This is a genomic window from Brevundimonas sp. FV1ps31S (assembly GCF_058681265.1).
The window spans coordinates 2,522,080-2,538,527 of sequence record NZ_CM178735.1 but is presented as its reverse complement, the minus strand read 5'-3'; the positions used below and the strand labels follow the sequence as shown (position 1 = coordinate 2,538,527).

Genomic DNA, 16,448 nt, shown 5'->3' with positions numbered 1-16,448 from the left:
CCGAACTGAAGTCTGGCTCTATCGCCCCGATGTGACAGATTTTCCACCCGCGTCGCCGGGCGGGGGGCGTCGTTTCGGGCGTCAGGCGGCCGAGCGGCGTCGCGACAGGGCGACGGCTTTTCGGATCTGCTCCAGCTCGGCGGCCCGTTGTCGGGGCGTATGGGCGTCCATCACATGCCGCTGTCCCGCGCGCGCCAGGGCGAGGCGTTCGTCCGGGTTCTGGATCAGACGCTCCATCGCCGCCGTCAGGCTTCCGGGCGTGACGTCATCGACATAGAGGGCATGGTCGCCGCTGGCCTCGCGCAGGCCGCCGCGACCGGAGGAGATCAGGGCCGCGCCGGCCGCATGGGCCTCGACCGCCGTCAGGCCGAAGGGCTCGTCCCACACCGAGGGGGTCAGGGCGATGGCGGCGGTCTTCATCTGGTCGCGCACCTGCGACAGGGGGGCAGAACGCAGGACGGCGACACGGGCGCCGTAGCGCTCGAGCGGGGCGAGGTGCGGCGCGGCCCAGGCGGCGTGCTTGTCCCAGTCGTTCAACATCAGAACCGCCCGCCAGCCGGGATGGGCGTCGAGCACGGCGGGCAGGGCGGCGCACAGGACGTCCAGCCCCTTTTCCGGCATGGCCCGGCCGGCGAAGGCGATGACCGGCTGACGGTCGTCGGGCGAGGCGAGCCAGGGGGCGGCGTCGATGGCGTTGGGCAGGGCGTGGGCGCGATCGGCGAGGCGGGGATAGGTGCGGGCGAAGGCGTCCCGCTCGGCGACGCTGACGAAGACGAAGCCGTCCATCCGGGCAAAGCGCGCAGCGTAGCGCCACCGGTCCAGCAGATGGCGGGCCGGCTTCAGGGCGTTGTGCCGATACAGCAGATGGGCGGTGTGCGGGAAGCGTGCGGAGACGGCGAGCGCCTGTCGGACCTGCTGGTGGTGTTCGATCAGGTCGGGCTGGAAGTCGTTGAGGGCGGCGACGAGGGCGCGCTGGCGGCCGCTATGCGGCAAGGCGACGACGCCTGGGGCATGGAGGTCTTCACCCCCCTCGCAACAGAAGATGCGCGTCTCGTGGTCGGCGTTGGCGGCCAGCAGGGTCCGGACGACCGTCTCCATGGAATTGGGCAGGGCTGCGGAAAAGCGACAGCCCGGAGGCAGGAGAACGGCGGTGCGCAAGGGGTAATCCGACAAGAAGCAGCCGCCGCCTATAGGCGGTTTGTGTTCTGATCGCGGCGGATTGCAAGGTGGGGGCGTCGGCCCGCGTTTAGCGCCGTCGCGCGCGCAGCCGCAGGCGCATCGGTTCGCGGCTGCGCAGGGTGATCTGGTGAACGGGGCGGGGTTCGACCGTCGTCAGGGGCTCGACCTCGGCGGCGCGCAGGATGGAGGCCAGGGCGATCACCGCCTCCTGGATGGCGAAGGCGGCGCCGATGCAGATGCGGGGGCCGGCGCTGAAGGGGATGTAGGCGTAGCGGTCGATGGATTTGCGGTTCTGGGGCAGGAACCGCTCCGGCCTGAAGGCGTCGGGGTCGTCCCACAGCAGGCTGTGGCGTTGCAGGATCCAGGGGGAGATGATGACGGTGGCGCCGGCCTTGATCGGCTGGCCGCCGATCTCGTCGTCGGCCAGGGCCTTGCGGGCCATGGTCGGGGCGGGCGGGAACAGGCGCATGGTCTCGTCCAGCACGGCGCGGGTCCAGGGCAGGGCGTCGGCCCATTGGGGGTCGGAGACGTCGAAGGCGTCGGCCTCGTCCTGAAGCCGGGCCAGATATTCGGGTTGGCGCGACAGCAGGTGCAGGGTCCAGCCCAGGGCGCGGGCGGTGGTCTCGTGCCCGGCCAGGATGAAGGTCAGGATGTTGGCGGCGACCTCTTCGTCCGACAGGCCGGGGCCGCCGTTCTCGTCGCGGGCCAACAACAGGGCGCTGAGCAGGTCGTCGGGCGGGGCGTCGCCGGCCTCGATCCGGGCGCGGCGGGCCTCGACCAGTGTGGTGACGCGCTGTTCGAAGAAGCGGGCCGAGCGGAAGCTGGCCAGGCGGCCCAGGCGGGGCGCCCAGTCCGGCGCGCCCAGCACGTCCAGCGGATCGATACGGGCGCCATTGGCCAGGAACTGGTTCAGGGCGCGCTCGAACCCGCGCGCCTCGCCGCCCAGCTCGTCCGAGAACATGGTGGCGGACAGGATGTCGAAGGTCAGGCCGGACATCTCGGAATCGATGTCGAGCACCCGGCCGCGCGCGGACAGGGACCAGCCGGCGACGCGGGCCTGGCAGACCTCGGCCATGCGGGCGTTGAGGGTGGCCATCTTGGCGGGGGTGAAGAGCGGGGCCAGGATGCGGCGGGCGCGACGCCAGGTGTCGCCTTCCGTCAGCAGCAGGCCTTCGGCCAGCATGGGGCCCAGGACGCGGCGCTGAAGATCGCCCTTCTCGTAGTTGGCGGCGTTCTCAGTCAGGACGTGGCGGACGCCCTCGGGGTGGCTGACGACCAGGATTTCGCCGAAGGCTGAGTTCCCGTGCAACTGCGGCTCGGTGAAATGGCGCTCGGACCACATGCGGATAGGGTCGCGCCAGCTGATCCACAGGAAGGGCAGCAGAGACAGGGGCTTGCCTGCCCGACGCGGAGGGACGGCGGGGCGGAAGATGGCGTCGGCGGTCGTCGCGTCCATAAGACGCTCCTGTTCAAATCGCCCGTCAGCCGGGCGCGTCGTCCCTAAAACGCTCGATCTGGTGCATGCGTTCATGAAGCATAGTGGACCAGCACGACGTCAACGAGAAGGCGACGTCCTGCCGATTGCGCCGAGCAGCCGCGCCATATCCCCAGCACTCAAATCCTTCGAGCCTTGGCCTGAGGCTGCGGGCTTCAAAACCGGGGCCGCCGGCGCCGCTTCACCCGATTGAGCGGCTCTGCGCTTTTCGCGCCGCTCGAACAGGAAGCGTTGCAGACCCCAGACAAGGTGAGGCGTCCACGGCTGGCCGCAGGCGGTCATCTTCCCCAATTTGTTCAGAAGGCCGGCGATCTCGTTGGGCCGGGTGAAGCCGTTCTTGAAACAGGCGCGGAGCCACGGATCGAGCTCATCCAGAAACGCCTCTTTGGATCGATTGCGAAAACTGAAGTGCTTCAGTTCGTCTCTCGTGATCTGTGAAGGCTTGGACGGCGTCCGTGCGGCAGGCCGCCCCGGCTTCCGCTCGGCAAGACGTCCCGTCGGCGCGGTTTTGGAACCGGGAGAACGCGCCCGTTTTCCGCCGCCGGGATAGGATCCTTTAGCCATGCTCAGTTCGCCGCCGGAGCGGCGGTCGGCGCCCAGGCCTTCAGCTCGGCGATCTCGCGCGTCTGGGCATCCACGACGCTCTGGGCCATGCGCCGGATTTCCGGATCGCGGCTGTCGCGCAGGGCGACCCTGGCCGTGGCGACGGCGCCTTCGTGGTGGGCGATCATCTTGGCGACATAGGCCTGATCCGCGGTCTGAGCCGCGGCCTGGGTCTCGGCCGTCGTGCGGGTCGCCGCCGTCTGATTGGCGGCCGACGCTTCACGCAGCGCCTGCTGCACCGGATCGCCGCCGCCGTCGCAGGCCCCTAGCACGAGGAGCAGCGCGATCGGCGGGGCGGTGCGGATCATGCGGCGTCGCCAAGCCAGCCCGGCATCCAGCCTTCGTGCCATTCGCGCAGGTGGGCGACGGGGATGCTGAACAACTCGCCCTTGTCGCCCTTGGAGCCGAAGGCGTCGCCGCCGGCGTGGCCGACGACCGAGGCGTGCAGGCCGGCGGCCTGGGCCTTGGCGATCAGGGCGTCGGCGTCGGGGACCGCGACCAGATAGCGGGCCTGGTCCTCGCCGAACAGGAAGATGTGGGCGTGGGCGGCGCTGGAGGCGTCGAGGGTCACGCCGACGTCGGAGGCCAGGACCAGGTCGGCGGCGGCGCCGATCAGGCCGCCGTCGCTGAGGTCGTGAACCACGGTCAGGTCGCCGGCCTCGATCAGGTCGCGCACGAAGTCGCCGGTCTTCTTTTCCAGCTTCAGATTGACGGGCGGCGGGGCGCCGTCCTCGCGGCCCAGAACCTCGCGCAGATAGATGGAGGCGCCCAGTTCGCCGTGGGTCTGGCCGATCAGGACCAGCGTATCCCCGGCCGCCATGGTCGAGAAGTTGGTCACCACGTCGTAGTTGGGCAGCAGGCCGACGGCGCCGACGGTCGGGGTCGGCGGAATGGCGACGCCGTTGGTCTCGTTATACAGGCTGACATTGCCCGACACGACGGGGAAGGCCAGTTCGCGGCAGGCCTCGGCCATGCCGTCGATGGCGCGGACGATCTGGCCCATGATCTCGGGCCGCTGCGGGTTGCCGAAGTTGAGGTTGTCGGTGATGGCGATGGGGCGCGAGCCGACTGCGGTCAGGTTGCGCCAGGCCTCGGCCACGGCTTGTTTGCCGCCCTCGTAGGGGTCGTTCTGGACATAGCGGGGGGTGCAGTCCGAGGTCACGGCTAGACCCTTGTCCGTGCCGTGGACGCGGACCACGCCGGCGTCGGCGCCGGTGGCCGAGTCCTGAAGCGTGTCGGCCATGACGTGGCGGTCGTACTGTTCCCAGATCCAGCGCTTGGACGCCATGTCGGGGCAGGCGATCACCTTCATCACCGCATCGGCCCAGTTTTCGGGCGCGGGAATGTCGGAAGGGTTCAGCCTGGGCTGCAGCTCGGGCTGGACCCAGGGGCGGTCGTACAGGGGGGCGTCGTCGAACAGGGGCGCCAGGGGCACGTCGCAGACGGTCTCGCCGTGATGCTTCAGCACCAGACGGCCGGTGTCGGTGGTGACGCCGATGGTGGCGGCGTCCAGGCCCCATTTCTTGAAGATGCGCTCGCCGTCGGCCTCACGGCCGGGCTTGAGGACCGCCAGCATCCGCTCCTGGCTTTCCGACAGCATCATCTCATAGGCGGTCATGCCCTCTTCGCGCTGGGGCACGGCGTCCATGTTCAGTTCGATGCCGACGCCGCCCTTGCCGGCCATTTCGACCGAGGAGGAGGTCAGGCCGGCCGCGCCCATGTCCTGGATGGCGGCGACGGCGCCTGAGGCCATCAGCTCCAGCGTGGCCTCGATCAGCAGCTTCTCGGCGAAGGGGTCGCCGACCTGGACGGTGGGGCGTTTCGATTCCGACTCGTCGTCGAACTCGGCCGAGGACATGGTGGCGCCGTGGATGCCGTCGCGGCCGGTCTTGGAACCGAAATAGACGACCGACAGGCCCGCCGAGGGCGCGGCCGAATAGAAGATGCTGTCGGCCTTGGCCAGGCCGACGCACATGGCGTTGACCAGGATGTTGCCGTTGTAGCCGGCGTGGAAATTGGTTTCGCCCGCCACGGTCGGCACGCCGACGCAGTTGCCGTAACCGCCGATGCCGGACACCACGCCCTTGACCAGGCGCTTGGTCTTTTCGTGCGACGGATCGCCGAAACGCAGGGCGTTCAGCAGGGCCACGGGCCGGGCGCCCATGGTGAAGACGTCGCGCATGATGCCGCCCACGCCCGTCGCCGCGCCCTGATAGGGCTCGATGTAGGAGGGGTGGTTGTGGCTCTCCATCTTGAAGATGCAGGCGTCGCCGTCGTCGATGTCGATCACCCCGGCGTTCTCGCCCGGGCCGCAGATGACGCGGTCGCCGGTGGTGGGGAACTTGCCTAGGTGGATCTTGGAGGATTTGTACGAGCAGTGCTCGGACCACATGACCGAGAAGACGCCCAGTTCGACATGGTTGGGCTCTCGGCCCAGCCGGTCGAGGACGACCTGATATTCGTTCGGGGCCAGGCCGTATTCGGCGGCCAATTCAGCCATCGACTTGGCGGGGGTCTTTTGCGGAGCGGTCATGGGCGGGGCTTCTAGCCGCAGATGGGCCGATAGGCTATATTCTAGACAGTATTTTGGGAGTTCTAGAATGGGCCTCAGCATCAAGCGCGCCGAGACGGAGCGCAAGGCGCGCGCCGTCGCCGAACGGATGGGGGTCAGCCTGACCGAGGCCATCGACATCGCCCTGGACAAGACCTGGAAGGAACTGACCGCCGAGGAGGCGGCGGCGGAGCGGGCGAGGAAGCGCGAGGCGCTGTTCGCCTATTTGCGGACCCTGCCGCCCGGCGATGGCCGCTCTCTTCAGGAAATCGACGATGAGATGTACGACGAGCACGGTCTGCCGCGCTGATGGTCATCGACACCTCCGCCTTCGTCGCCATTGTTCTGAGAGAGCCGGAAGCGGCGACGTTCGATGAGCGGATTCGTTCGGCGACGACGCGCCGGGTCAGTGTCGCGACCTGGGTCGAACTGGCGGCGGTGCTGACGTCTCGGCTCGGCATGGACGCCCGGCCCGTGCTCGAGCGTCTTGAAGACGAGTATCGGCTGGACCTAGTCCCCGTCGATCAGGCGCAGATGCGGATCGCGTGCGAGGCCATGGTGCGGTTCGGCAAGGGGCGGCATCCGGCGCGGCTCAACTATGGCGACTGTTTCGCCTATGCGCTGAGCCTGTGCAGCGGCGAACCGCTGCTGTTCAAGGGCGACGACTTTTCTAAGACGGACGTGGCGATCACGATCTGAGTAGGGGGGAACGTCCAGAGGCTGGGCGACATTTCGTGTGTAGCAACACGGAGTTCACCATGACCGACACCCCCATCGACCCCGCTGCGACCCCGGAAGACGAAGATCTGCCCGAGATTGCCGCCGACGACGCCGGCGCCTCGGCCATGGCCGAGCAGGCGCAGAACGAGGATGAAGACGAGGGGGACGGCATCTGATGCGCTCCACCCCCTCGACCAAGGTCACGCCGGCCACCGGCCAGCAGATGGACCGTTCCAATGATCCGGCTACGACGCGCGAAATGGACAAGGCCGCGCCCGAGCAGGCGATGATCAGCCGGCGGCAACGGCTGACGGGACAGGCGACCGGGATCGGCAGCGTCGGATTTCAGGAGACCGGCGCTTTCGACGTTGGCGCCGGGGAAGACGCGGCGATCGATACGCCTGTGACGCCGACCAAGGACTCCTAGCGCTCGCCCCCCGGCTTCAGCCGGAAGGCCAGAAGCACTCCGCCGATCAGCAGGACGATGGCCCCGGCCAGGGCAGTGAAGGCCACCGCAGGCTTGTCGGTTTGTTCGGCGACGAAGGCGCCGAGCAGGCCCCAGGCTGTGGGCAGGGGATAGGCGATGGTCCGCAGACTGGCCGTCACCGCCAGAGCGACGGCGGTGGTCACGACAATGGCCAGGATGGCCCAGGCCCCGGGCGACAGGGCCGCCGGCAGGGCCTCGAAGGCGGTCAGGGTGGTGATCAGGTTCAACGGCGCGGCCACCGTCAGCCAGCCCGCGAGCGCCGCCAGGGGCCAAACCAGCAATAACCTGTCGCGATCCGTTCGGCTGAGCGCCCGGATGGAGCCGGAATAGGCCACCAGCGGCGCGAGCAGGGCGATCAGGGAGGCGAAGATGACGATGACGCTGGCCGCCTTCAGGTTCAGGGCGGCGACGACGATCCACATCCCGATGCCGAAGAAGGCGACGGCCGACGGCCAGCCCATCCGGTTGATCAGGGGGCTCTCGCCGGTCTGGGGCAGCACCTGACGGACGGCGTAGGCCAGCAGGCCCAGATAGATCAGGCCCCAGATCGAAAAGGCGTAGCCGGCCACGCGCAGGGTGGAGTTCCCATCCGCCGCGAACTCGGCCTGGGTCAGGCCCAGACCGGCCAGGTTCTGCACCATAGGCACGACCAGGGCGAAGACGGCGGCGGCCAGAACCACCAGACGGCGGGTCCGCTGGGCGGGGGTGGGGCGGAGGGTCGAGGACATGCGGATTCCGATAAGGCGGCGTTCAGGTGGAGTGTACGCGCTGAAACGCCGGAAGGTTCACCGTATCGGCATGAAATGTGACGCTTGCCCAGAGCGCGACCAACGTGCTGGGGTGCGGCCATGTCAAAGCCCGCCGCGTGCCTGATCCTCGTCCTGATCGCGACGGCCGCTTGCGTCGTTGCGACGCCTGGACAGACGCAGACGTCAGGCCAGACGAGCGCGCAGGACGTCGTGATGTCTGCGTCGGCGCAGGCGGCATGGGCGCGGGTGCGGCAGGCGGCGACGCCGGAGCAGCAGGCACTGGAGGTGCGCGCCTTCCTGGCGGCCCTGGCGACGGCGAACAGTCGGCCCGTGACGCCCGCCCTGGATGTTCGCGACCTTGCGTCCGGTCGGGCGGTGTCTCTGGATGATCCGGCGGTGGTGCAGCGCCCGCAGGCGCATGAGGCGACGGTCAGCGTCGCGGGGCAGTTCCTGCTGTTCCGACCGCTGTCGCGCGCCAGTCTGGAGCCCTTCTTGCGTCGCTAGCGGAACCGGCGGGGCGGCGGCTGGTTGTCAGACCAGGCACGAACTGGAGACCGAAATGGCCGATCGCGACGACGAAACCCCCCGCTTCGAAACCGACGAAGTCGAAGCCAACCACGCGATAGAACAGGGCCAGGGTGTGGGCGCCCGAGAACTGGCCGCCCAGCGCGATCCGGGCGGCGTGGTCACGGTCGACGAGGACGAAGAGCTGGAGAACGGACAGTCGGCGCGTCCGGACTGATCTGACCGGGCCGTCGATTGCTTGACGGAGGTTCGATGATCGGGGTTCATGTAGCGCATGAACGCGAACCCCGCCTTCGCCCTGGATGCGCTTCTTCGTGAGGCCCTGTCCACGCGTGCGCAAGGAGACCCAAAGCTGGCGCTCGCCGCCGCCGAGCGTGTGCTTCGGGCTGATGGGCGCAATATCCTGGGCTCGATCCTGAAGGCGGACGCCCTGGCCGCCCAGGGCGATTCGCGTTCCGCCTCCACCTTCTACGGCGCGGCTCTGGCCAGCGCGCAGCAGCGGGGCGCGGCGCCTGAACTGAGCGACGAACTGCGGCGGGCGCAGCAGGCGCTGGCGGACATGAAGCGTCGGTTCGAGGACGAGCTGCTGGCCGGGGTCAAGGCGCGGGGGTTCGACGAATCGCGGTCCAGTCCGCGTTTCGCCCTGTCGCTGGACCTGCTGACCGGACGCAAGCCGCTGTATCACCAGCAGCCGAAATTCTATCTGTTTCCCGGCCTGCCGCAGGTCCAGTTCCAGCCGCGTGAGGACACGCCGTGGCTGGCGGAAATAGAGGCGGCGGCGCCCGCCATCCGGGCCGAACTGGAGGCCGTTCTGGCCGAACCCGCCCTGTTTGCCCCCTATGTGGAGGACCGGTCCAACCGGCCGCGCAGCGGACAGGCGGGCATGCTGGAGAACCCGGCCTGGAGCGCGGTCTTTCTGTGGAAGGACGGCGTTGTGGTTCCCGAGATCGCGGCGCGCTGTCCCCAGACGCTGAGGGCGCTGGAGGCGGCGCCGCTGAGCATCATTCCGGGGCGTTCGCCGTCGATCCTGTTCTCGGAACTGGCGGCGGGCGCGCGGATTCCGCCCCATCATGGCCTGATCAACACCCGTCTGATCTGCCACCTGCCGCTGGTGGCGCCGCCGGGGTCCTGGTTCAGGGTGGGGTCTGACCTGCGCCAGTGGGAGGAAGGCCAGGCCTGGGCCTTCGACGACACGATCGAGCACGAGGCCTGGAACGACAGCGGCCAGGACCGGACCATCCTGATCTTCGACGTCTGGAAGCCCGAGATCACCGAGGAGGAGCAGGAGCTTATCTGCGCCCTGTTCGACGCCATCGACGCCGGGGGCGGGGCGACGCCGAAACTGGGGACCTGACCTGGGTCAGGTGAGCCCGAACTCGACCCACAGCGGATAGTGGTCGCTGATCCGCCAGGACAGCTGGGTGCGGGTCAGGTTCTGCAGGACCACGCCCTGGAAGTTGAGGCCGCCGGCCTGGCGGAACGCCAATGAGAGGTAGGGTTTGCCGTCCTTGCGCCGCTCGAACCAGGCGATCTGGTCAAAGAAACTGGCCAGGTCGGGCTTTTCCACGGACGAGCTGAGGGTGCGCGGCACCTTTTCCAGGCCCGGAGCGGTGACGAGGCCGGTCGAGGTGAAGGCCTGCCACAGCGGATCGCCGTGACGGTCGATGTTGAAGTCGCCCATACAGATCAGGTTCTGGCCGTAGTCGTCCATCGACTCGGCCCAGTGACGCAGCCATTTGGCGATGGCGGTCAGTTCGGCGACGCGGTCCGCGCCCTTCTCGCCATAGACGATGTGCAGGGTGACGAGGACGAAGGTCTTGCCGGAGGCGTTGAAGCTGACGGCGTAGGGGGTGCGGACGAACTGGCGCTGGAAGGCGTTGGCGGGGGTGGCGTAGGGGGTGTCCAGATCCTCGGGCACCACCAGTTCGCAGGCCAGGCCGGACGGTTTCAGCCGACGACTGTCGTAGATATAGGCCAGACGCTCGTCATTGCCGGGATCGCCGTAGGTGACGTCGGTCATCAGGAAGCCGAAGTCGGGCCCCAGCTTTTTCAGGACATGACGCAGGGCGCGCAGATTGGCCTTCACCTCCTGCACGGCGATGACGTCGAACCGTTCGAGCACCGCCGCGATCAGGACGGCGGCGTGGAAGTCGCGGCGGGGGCTGTCGCCCTCCTCGCTTTCCCATTTCTCGGTCAGACTGCCGAAGCCGCGGATGTTCCAGGTGGCCATCAGCAGATTGTCGCCGGCCGTCTTGGGCGGCACGGCGTCGAGCAGGGCGTTCAGTCGGTCCAGGTCGTCGCGGACCGCCTGTGGCAGTGGGTCGAGAATAGTCGCCATGATCGCCCCCGAGACGCCGATGCATCTTCAGGTTAGCGCAGAACGCGATCATCGCGTGTCACAAGCCCGCGATAACGTGGGTCGGTGAGCGATCAGGCGGCGGCGTAGATGCTCTGGAACAGGACCGCGCCGTCGGCGGAGCCCAATTCGGCCTCAAAGGCGCGGTCGGGGTGGGGCATCATGCCCAGGACATTGCCGCGCGCATTCTGGATGCCGGCGATGTCGTTGACCGAGCCGTTCGGGTTTTCGACGTAGCGGAAGACCACCTGACCCTCGCCCTCGATCCGGGCCAGGGTCTCGGCGTCGGCGAAGAAGTTTCCGTCGCCGTTGCCCTGGGTCATGGTCACCTCGCGCTGGCCCTGATAGCCGGCGGTAAAGCGGGTCTGGCCGTTGGCGACGGTCAGTGCGATGGGCTTGCAGACGTATTTCAGGCCCTTGTTGCGCAACAGGGCGCCGGGCAGCAGGCCGGCCTCGCACAGGATCTGGAAACCGTTGCAGATGCCGACCACGGCGACGCCATTGTCAGCAGCTTGCTTCACCGCCTGCATCACCGGCGACTGGGCCGCCATGGCGCCGCAGCGCAGATAGTCGCCGTAGGAGAAGCCGCCGGGAATGACGATCAGGTCCAGGCCCGAGGGCAGTTCGGTCTCGGCGTGCCAGACCATCGAGACGGGCTCGCCGGTGGAGCGTTCGACGGCGACCTTGCAGTCGCGATCACAGTTGGAACCGGGGAAGACGATGACGGCTGCGCTCATGGCGCGGCCCTTTAGCAGGGTTCTTTTGGCTTGTCAGGCCGTCGCGTGCTTTCGCCCCGCCAGCCAGGCGATCACGAAGATTGCAAATCCACCCAGGGACAGGCCGACGCCGACCCAGCCGGTCGAGGTCCAGCCGTAGCCGGCCGCAATGGCCATGCCGCCCAGCAGGGGACCGATCGCGTTGGCGGTGTTGAAGGCGGAGTGGTTCAGGGCGGCGGCCAGGGTCTGGGCGTCGCCGGCGACGTCCATCAACCGGGTCTGGAGGATGGAGCCCAGGCCGCCGCCGCCGCCGATCAGGAAGACCACGACCATGACCGCCCAGAGGTGCGGGGCGGCGAACGGATAGAGGACCAGAGCGGCGGCGCTCCAGAGCAGGAGGCCGCCCGCCGCCGGGAAGCCAATCCGGTCGGCGGCCCAGGCGCCCAGGATATTGCCCAGGAACATGCCGACGCCGAAGACGGCGAAGACCCAGGGCAGGATCTCCGGCCCAACGCCGGTCACAGTCTGAAGGGTCGAGGCCAGATAGGCGTAGACGGCGAACATGCCGCCGAAGCCGACGGCGCCGACCCCCAGGGTCAGCCAGACCTGGCTTCGCTTCAGGGCCCCCAGCTCGCGCATCGGGCTGGCGTCGGCGTGTGCGGGATCGCGTGGGGCGAACAGGGCTACAAGAGCCATGGTGATCACGGCCAGGACGCTGACGATGGCGAAGGTCCAGCGCCAGCCGAAGGCGTGGCTGATCATATTGGCGAAGGGCACGCCGATCACGGTCGCCACCGTCAGCCCCATCAGGACGGTCGAGACGGCGCGGGTGCGCAGGTGCAGCGGCACGACCGAGGCCGCGACCAGGGCCGCGACGCCGAAATAGGCGCCGTGCGGCACGCCGCTGAGGAAACGGAAGACCAGCATCCACTCATAGGTCGGGGCCAGGGCCGACAGGCCGTTGCCGATGGCGAACAGGGCCATGAAGCCGATCAACAGCAGCCAGCGCGGGCTGCGTGCGCCGAGTACGGCCAGGATCGGTGCCCCCACCACGACGCCGGCGGCGTAGGCGCTGATGACATGGCCGGCGGTCGGGGCGTCGACGCCCAGGCCGGCGGCGAAGTCCGGCAGGATGCTCATGGCCGCGAACTCGGTCACGCCGATGGCGAAACCGCCCATGGCCAGGGCGATCAGGACCAGGGCCACACGACCGGCGGTCATGGGTTCGAAGATAACGTCGGAATCGACGACGGCGCCGCTGGAGGCCATGGCGAGAAAGTCCGGAACGGGGAGGGAATGTTGCGGTGCAATATAGGGCGAGACCGGCGTCCCGCAATGGAGCCGCCGGGCTTTCGGACCATGGCGGATTGTTAACTTCGCCCATCCCCACGGCGATGATACCCAGCGGATATCGATAACAGGGGTCGGTGATATGGCTTCGGTGTGGACTTCGGCGGCGGCGGTTTGCGCCTTACTGACCGCCTCAACAGCGGTCGCCCAGACGCCCGAGCGCGAGGCGCTTCTGTCGAACCCCACGGCGCTGAGGGATGCGGCCGCACATGACGGCGATCCTCTGTCGCAAGGTCTGCTGGCCGCCTACGAGTTCCGAGACGCTGAGGCCCGCACGGCCCTGAAGACCTATCTGGCCGGCGCGACCGGCTCCGAGCCTGATCGCAGTCAGGCCCTGTCAGCCCTTGCCGGCGTGCTCCTGCGGGACGGCCTCTATGGGGAGGCGGCGGAAGCCATGAGTCGGCTGTTGGAGACCAGCGAGACAGAGGACGAGATTCGCGCCACCACCCAGTCCCTGACGGTGGCCCGGGCGCTGGCCGACACCCCGCCTCAAGCCCGGATCGCCTTTGCCGCCGGAGTCGTCGCCATTGAGCGGGATGCAGCGCGCCTGGCCCGCATACCGGTGGAGGTGAACGGCTCGCCCCGTCAGTTCGTGTTGGACACCGGCGCCAACTTCTCGGTCGTGACCGAGAGCGAGGCGGCGGCTCTGGGGTTGCGCATTCTCGGCGATACGGCGGGGGTCGGCAGCATCACCCAGGCCGGGGCCGCTTCTCGCATCGGGGTGGCGGACGAGGTGAAGATCGGCGCCGTCGTGTTTCAGCACGTGATCTTTCTGGTCATGCCGGACGCCAGCCTGACCTTCGCGGGCGGGGCCTACAGGATTCCGGGCATCGTCGGTTTCCCCGTGATCTCGCGGCTGGAACGGCTGGAAGTCGCCAAGGGCGCCGACGGTGTCGAGACCTTGAGCTGGGGGCCGAGCGGGCCGATGCCGGTTGTACGCGACCTGTATGTCGATGGGCTGACGCCGCGGGTTTATGTGCGGGTCGGCGGGGGAGAGCCTGTGCCGTTCGCCTTTGACACCGGAGCCAATCGCACGACCTTGCGTCCGGTCCTGTTGGACGAACGGCCCGATCTCGCGGACGGCGCCGTCGAGAGCCGCGAACAGGTCGGCGGCGCAGGAGGCGAGCGCACGGTGGAGGCGCGCCGTGCGCCGGTGGTGGAGTTGCAGATCGATGATGTGGGCGTGCGGCTGACCGATGTCAGCGCGGCTGACGAGCATGCGGGCGGCGACATGATCCGGGGACGCCTGGGACAGGACGTGCTGTCCCAGGGTTATGTCATGGATTTCCCAGCCGGCGACTTCCAGTTGAAGCAGCAGACGCCCTGAGACTCAGCCCCGGTTTTCGTAGGTCGCCGTGATCGAGGCCTTGGCCAGGGTGTGGAAGTGGAGGTTGAAGCCGAAGACGGCGCCGGAATCGTCGGCGGTGACGTCCAGCCGGTCCACGTCCACGGCGAAGACGGTGAAGATGTAGCGATGCGGGCCGTGGCCGGGGGGCGGGGCGGCGCCGCCGAAGCCGGCCTTGCCGTAGTCCGTGCGGCCCTGAACGGCGCTGAGCGGCAGGTGGCCGCCGGGCGAGCCGGCGCCGGTCGGCAGTTCGGTTACGTCAGCAGGGATGTTGGCCACGGTCCAGTGCCAGAAGCCCGAACCGGTCGGGGCGTCGGGGTCATAGCAGGTGACGGCGTAGCTCTTGGTCTCCTCGGGCGCGCCGGACCAGGCGAGGTGGGGCGAGGTGTTTCCCTTGGCATGAACCTGTGCGTCGTGCAGGACGCCGCCGTCCTGGATGTCGGTGGAGGTAAGGGTGAAGGTCATCTGAAGGGCTTCCTCGGGAGTGCAGAATCAGGTGGCGGACAGGAGACGCGCTTTCACGCCGCTGCGGTCCAGCAGCCGCACCGCCTGAACGTCGAAGGAGACGAAGGTTTCCCCACCCAGCCATTGGCCGTCATGGGCGATGACGCCGTCAGCGAAGTCGCCGCCCGCTTCGAGCACGGCGAGACCGGCCTCGGCCGCGGGACGGTCAACCGATATGTTGCGCATATCCAGCAGGCGACGAATGGCGGTCGCGATATCCTCGCGGGAGGCGCGATAACCTCGGGCCAGCACCCAGGCGAATTCACACAGGGATTGGCTGCTGACCGCCACCCGATCAGCGGATTCCAGGGCCTCTACCGCCAGACCCTGCTGGTCCTCGTCGTCGCCGACGATGGCGCGTAGCAGGACGTTGGTGTCGGCGGTGATGTTCACGGCTGTTCAGGGTCAGCGCCGGCTTGCGCGGTCAGAACGCCGATCTCCTCGATCGACAGGCGCGCCCCGTTCGTTCGACCTTTCAGGAACCCCGAGAGATCGGACCAGGAGCCCTTCATCTGCTCGGCGCGGAGCTCCGCACGGCCGTCGGGCAGAAGGTCGAGATGAATCTTCTGCCCGGGCTGGATGCCGAGATGCTGCAACACCTCCTTGCGGAAGGTCACCTGGCCTCGGCTAGTCACGGTGAGCGTGGTCATGCCGACAATGTAATGCAATCGTGCATTACATACAAGAATCGGCGTCAGGCCGCCTCGATGCGGTAGCCTTCGATCACCGTATTGGCGAGGAGCTGCTCGCACATCTTCTTGGCCTCGGCCTGGGGATCTTCGGCGCCGGCGAGGTCGAACTCGATCAGCTTGCCGACGCGAGCGTTCGACACGCCCGACCAGCCCAGACCCTGCAGAGCGCCCTCGACGGCCTTGCCCTGGACGTCCAGGACGCCGGGCTTGAGGAAGACGTGAACCTTGACCTTAGCCACTAGTGCAGCCCTCCCTGAATCACCGTCGGCATGCCCTTCATGATACCCAGTCGACGCGCGACTTCGGTGTAGCTTTCGATGACATTGCCCAGATCGCGACGGAATCGATCCTTGTCCATCTTCTCGCCCGTAGTGGCGTCCCACAGACGGCAGGAGTCGGGGCTGATTTCGTCGGCCAGGATGACGCGGCTGAAGTCATTTTCCCAGATGCGGCCGAACTCGATCTTGAAGTCGACCAGGGTGATGCCGACGGCGCCGAACATGCCCGACAGATAGTCGTTGACCCGAACCGTCATCGCCAGGATGTCGTCCAGTTCCTGGGTCGAGGCCCAGTTGAAGGCGGTGATATGCTCTTCGGTGACCATAGGGTCGTTGAGCTCGTCCTTCTTGTAGTAGAATTCGATGATCGAGCGGGGCAGGGGCGTGCCTTCCTCGATGCCCAGACGCTGGCTCATCGAGCCGGCGACGATGTTGCGGCAGACGACTTCCAGCGGAATGATCTCGACTTCGCGGATCAGCTGCTCGCGCAGGTTCAGGCGCTTGATGAAGTGGTTGGTCACGCCGATGCCGTTCAGGCGCGACATGATGAATTCGCTGATCTGGTTGTTGACCACGCCCTTGCCTTCAAGGACCGCCTTCTTTTGCGCGTTGAACGCGGTGGCGTCGTCCTTGAAATACTGGATCAGGGTGCCGGGCTCGGGTCCTTCGTAAAGGATCTTGGCCTTGCCCTCGTAAATCTTCTTGCGCTTGTTGTTCATAATCCGTCCCGGCCTACGGGCGCCCTCCAGAAACAAAAATCGCGCGGCCATGGTGGAGAGGGGAAGACCCGGTCCTGGCGGCGCGTTTTGGAATCGTTCGGGCAGTCAATCTCGTTCGCGGTCTCCTTAGCTTAAGGCGGCTCCCGATACAAATAAGGCGGAGCCGTAAAGCCGATCGG

Annotated in this window: 22 protein-coding genes; 8 read left to right on the top strand and 14 right to left on the bottom strand. The window is 67.7% G+C overall.

Features of this window, described 5'->3' with window-relative positions:
• Window positions 1-81 precede the first annotated feature (81 nt).
• The 5 genes from ACVPT3_RS12120 to purL form a co-directional block, all read right to left on the bottom strand.
• Window positions 82-1,158, bottom strand: coding sequence for a glycosyltransferase family 4 protein (locus ACVPT3_RS12120; RefSeq protein ID WP_492041137.1), 1,077 nt, complete (start codon window positions 1,156-1,158; stop codon window positions 82-84).
• Window positions 1,159-1,246: 88 nt separating this feature from the next.
• On the bottom strand, window positions 1,247-2,635 hold the full coding sequence (locus tag ACVPT3_RS12115; protein WP_492041136.1) for a cytochrome P450: 1,389 nt from the start codon (window positions 2,633-2,635) through the stop codon (window positions 1,247-1,249).
• Between the two features lie 99 nt (window positions 2,636-2,734).
• The gene (locus ACVPT3_RS12110) at window positions 2,735-3,238 is read right to left on the bottom strand and encodes a hypothetical protein (protein ID WP_492041135.1); all 504 of its coding nucleotides are present in this window, start codon (window positions 3,236-3,238) and stop codon (window positions 2,735-2,737) included.
• A gap of 2 nt (window positions 3,239-3,240) precedes the next feature.
• Window positions 3,241-3,585, bottom strand: coding sequence for a DUF305 domain-containing protein (locus ACVPT3_RS12105; protein ID WP_492041134.1), 345 nt, complete (start codon window positions 3,583-3,585; stop codon window positions 3,241-3,243).
• Window positions 3,582-5,810: a phosphoribosylformylglycinamidine synthase subunit PurL gene (purL, locus tag ACVPT3_RS12100; RefSeq protein WP_492041133.1), complete on the bottom strand. Its 2,229-nt coding sequence runs from the start codon at window positions 5,808-5,810 to the stop codon at window positions 3,582-3,584. Before purL ends, ACVPT3_RS12105 begins: the two co-directional genes overlap by 4 nt.
• Window positions 5,811-5,877: 67 nt before the next feature.
• On the opposite strand from purL, the gene ACVPT3_RS12095 reads away from it, so the two are divergent.
• From ACVPT3_RS12095 to ACVPT3_RS12080, 4 genes are read left to right on the top strand one after another with little or no spacing between them, the layout of a single operon-like run.
• The gene (locus ACVPT3_RS12095) at window positions 5,878-6,138 is read left to right on the top strand and encodes a type II toxin-antitoxin system VapB family antitoxin (protein WP_492041132.1); all 261 of its coding nucleotides are present in this window, start codon (window positions 5,878-5,880) and stop codon (window positions 6,136-6,138) included.
• Complete coding sequence (locus ACVPT3_RS12090; RefSeq protein WP_492041131.1) at window positions 6,138-6,527, top strand: type II toxin-antitoxin system VapC family toxin; 390 nt, start codon at window positions 6,138-6,140, stop codon at window positions 6,525-6,527. Before ACVPT3_RS12095 ends, ACVPT3_RS12090 begins: the two co-directional genes overlap by 1 nt.
• 59 nt (window positions 6,528-6,586) lie before the next feature.
• Window positions 6,587-6,724 carry a hypothetical protein gene (locus ACVPT3_RS12085; protein ID WP_492041130.1) on the top strand — a complete coding sequence of 46 codons (138 nt, stop codon included), beginning with the start codon at window positions 6,587-6,589 and terminating at the stop codon, window positions 6,722-6,724.
• Window positions 6,724-6,975, top strand: a complete 252-nt coding sequence (locus ACVPT3_RS12080; protein ID WP_492041129.1) for a Tat pathway signal protein — start codon at window positions 6,724-6,726, stop codon at window positions 6,973-6,975. The genes ACVPT3_RS12085 and ACVPT3_RS12080 overlap by 1 nt, the downstream gene beginning before the upstream one ends.
• Here the strand turns inward: ACVPT3_RS12080 and ACVPT3_RS12075 are convergent.
• Window positions 6,972-7,763, bottom strand: coding sequence for a TspO-related membrane protein (locus tag ACVPT3_RS12075; RefSeq protein ID WP_492041128.1), 792 nt, complete (start codon window positions 7,761-7,763; stop codon window positions 6,972-6,974). The two genes, ACVPT3_RS12080 and ACVPT3_RS12075, sit on opposite strands and share 4 nt — an antisense overlap.
• Window positions 7,764-7,997: 234 nt before the next feature.
• On the opposite strand from ACVPT3_RS12075, the gene ACVPT3_RS12070 reads away from it, so the two are divergent.
• Genes ACVPT3_RS12070 through ACVPT3_RS12060 form a run of 3 tightly spaced genes read left to right on the top strand, consistent with a single transcriptional unit; the run spans window position 7,998 to window position 9,663 of the window.
• A complete protein-coding gene (locus tag ACVPT3_RS12070) occupies window positions 7,998-8,288 on the top strand; it encodes a hypothetical protein (protein WP_492041127.1) in 291 nt (96 codons plus the stop codon).
• A 55-nt stretch (window positions 8,289-8,343) separates the two neighbouring features.
• Window positions 8,344-8,526, top strand: a complete 183-nt coding sequence (locus ACVPT3_RS12065; protein ID WP_492041126.1) for a hypothetical protein — start codon at window positions 8,344-8,346, stop codon at window positions 8,524-8,526.
• A 57-nt stretch (window positions 8,527-8,583) separates the two neighbouring features.
• The gene (locus ACVPT3_RS12060) at window positions 8,584-9,663 is read left to right on the top strand and encodes an aspartyl/asparaginyl beta-hydroxylase domain-containing protein (RefSeq protein ID WP_492041125.1); all 1,080 of its coding nucleotides are present in this window, start codon (window positions 8,584-8,586) and stop codon (window positions 9,661-9,663) included.
• 6 nt (window positions 9,664-9,669) lie between these two features.
• Here ACVPT3_RS12060 and ACVPT3_RS12055 read toward each other — a convergent pair whose 3' ends face one another.
• From ACVPT3_RS12055 to ACVPT3_RS12045, 3 genes are all read right to left on the bottom strand, one after another.
• Window positions 9,670-10,647, bottom strand: coding sequence for an endonuclease/exonuclease/phosphatase family protein (locus ACVPT3_RS12055; protein ID WP_492041124.1), 978 nt, complete (start codon window positions 10,645-10,647; stop codon window positions 9,670-9,672).
• A 92-nt stretch (window positions 10,648-10,739) separates the two neighbouring features.
• A complete protein-coding gene (gene purQ / locus ACVPT3_RS12050) occupies window positions 10,740-11,402 on the bottom strand; it encodes a phosphoribosylformylglycinamidine synthase subunit PurQ (RefSeq protein ID WP_492041123.1) in 663 nt (220 codons plus the stop codon).
• A gap of 33 nt (window positions 11,403-11,435) precedes the next feature.
• Window positions 11,436-12,650, bottom strand: a complete 1,215-nt coding sequence (locus tag ACVPT3_RS12045; RefSeq protein WP_492041122.1) for an MFS transporter — start codon at window positions 12,648-12,650, stop codon at window positions 11,436-11,438.
• Between the two features lie 163 nt (window positions 12,651-12,813).
• On the opposite strand from ACVPT3_RS12045, the gene ACVPT3_RS12040 reads away from it, so the two are divergent.
• On the top strand, window positions 12,814-14,058 hold the full coding sequence (locus ACVPT3_RS12040; RefSeq protein WP_492041121.1) for an aspartyl protease family protein: 1,245 nt from the start codon (window positions 12,814-12,816) through the stop codon (window positions 14,056-14,058).
• A gap of 3 nt (window positions 14,059-14,061) precedes the next feature.
• Here ACVPT3_RS12040 and ACVPT3_RS12035 read toward each other — a convergent pair whose 3' ends face one another.
• Genes ACVPT3_RS12035 through purC form a run of 5 tightly spaced genes read right to left on the bottom strand, consistent with a single transcriptional unit; the run spans window position 14,062 to window position 16,269 of the window.
• Entirely contained in the window at window positions 14,062-14,541 is a 480-nt protein-coding gene (locus ACVPT3_RS12035; RefSeq protein WP_492041120.1) for a YbhB/YbcL family Raf kinase inhibitor-like protein, read from the bottom strand.
• A gap of 27 nt (window positions 14,542-14,568) precedes the next feature.
• Window positions 14,569-14,973, bottom strand: coding sequence for a type II toxin-antitoxin system VapC family toxin (locus ACVPT3_RS12030; protein WP_492041119.1), 405 nt, complete (start codon window positions 14,971-14,973; stop codon window positions 14,569-14,571).
• Window positions 14,970-15,230 (bottom strand): AbrB/MazE/SpoVT family DNA-binding domain-containing protein, encoded by a 261-nt coding sequence (locus tag ACVPT3_RS12025; RefSeq protein ID WP_492041118.1) that lies wholly within the window; start codon window positions 15,228-15,230, stop codon window positions 14,970-14,972. Before ACVPT3_RS12025 ends, ACVPT3_RS12030 begins: the two co-directional genes overlap by 4 nt.
• Window positions 15,231-15,274: 44 nt before the next feature.
• Window positions 15,275-15,511, bottom strand: a complete 237-nt coding sequence (gene purS / locus ACVPT3_RS12020) for a phosphoribosylformylglycinamidine synthase subunit PurS (RefSeq protein WP_492041117.1) — start codon at window positions 15,509-15,511, stop codon at window positions 15,275-15,277.
• Complete coding sequence (purC, locus tag ACVPT3_RS12015) at window positions 15,511-16,269, bottom strand: phosphoribosylaminoimidazolesuccinocarboxamide synthase (RefSeq protein WP_492041116.1); 759 nt, start codon at window positions 16,267-16,269, stop codon at window positions 15,511-15,513. Before purC ends, purS begins: the two co-directional genes overlap by 1 nt.
• Between the last annotated feature and the right edge of the window lie 179 nt (window positions 16,270-16,448).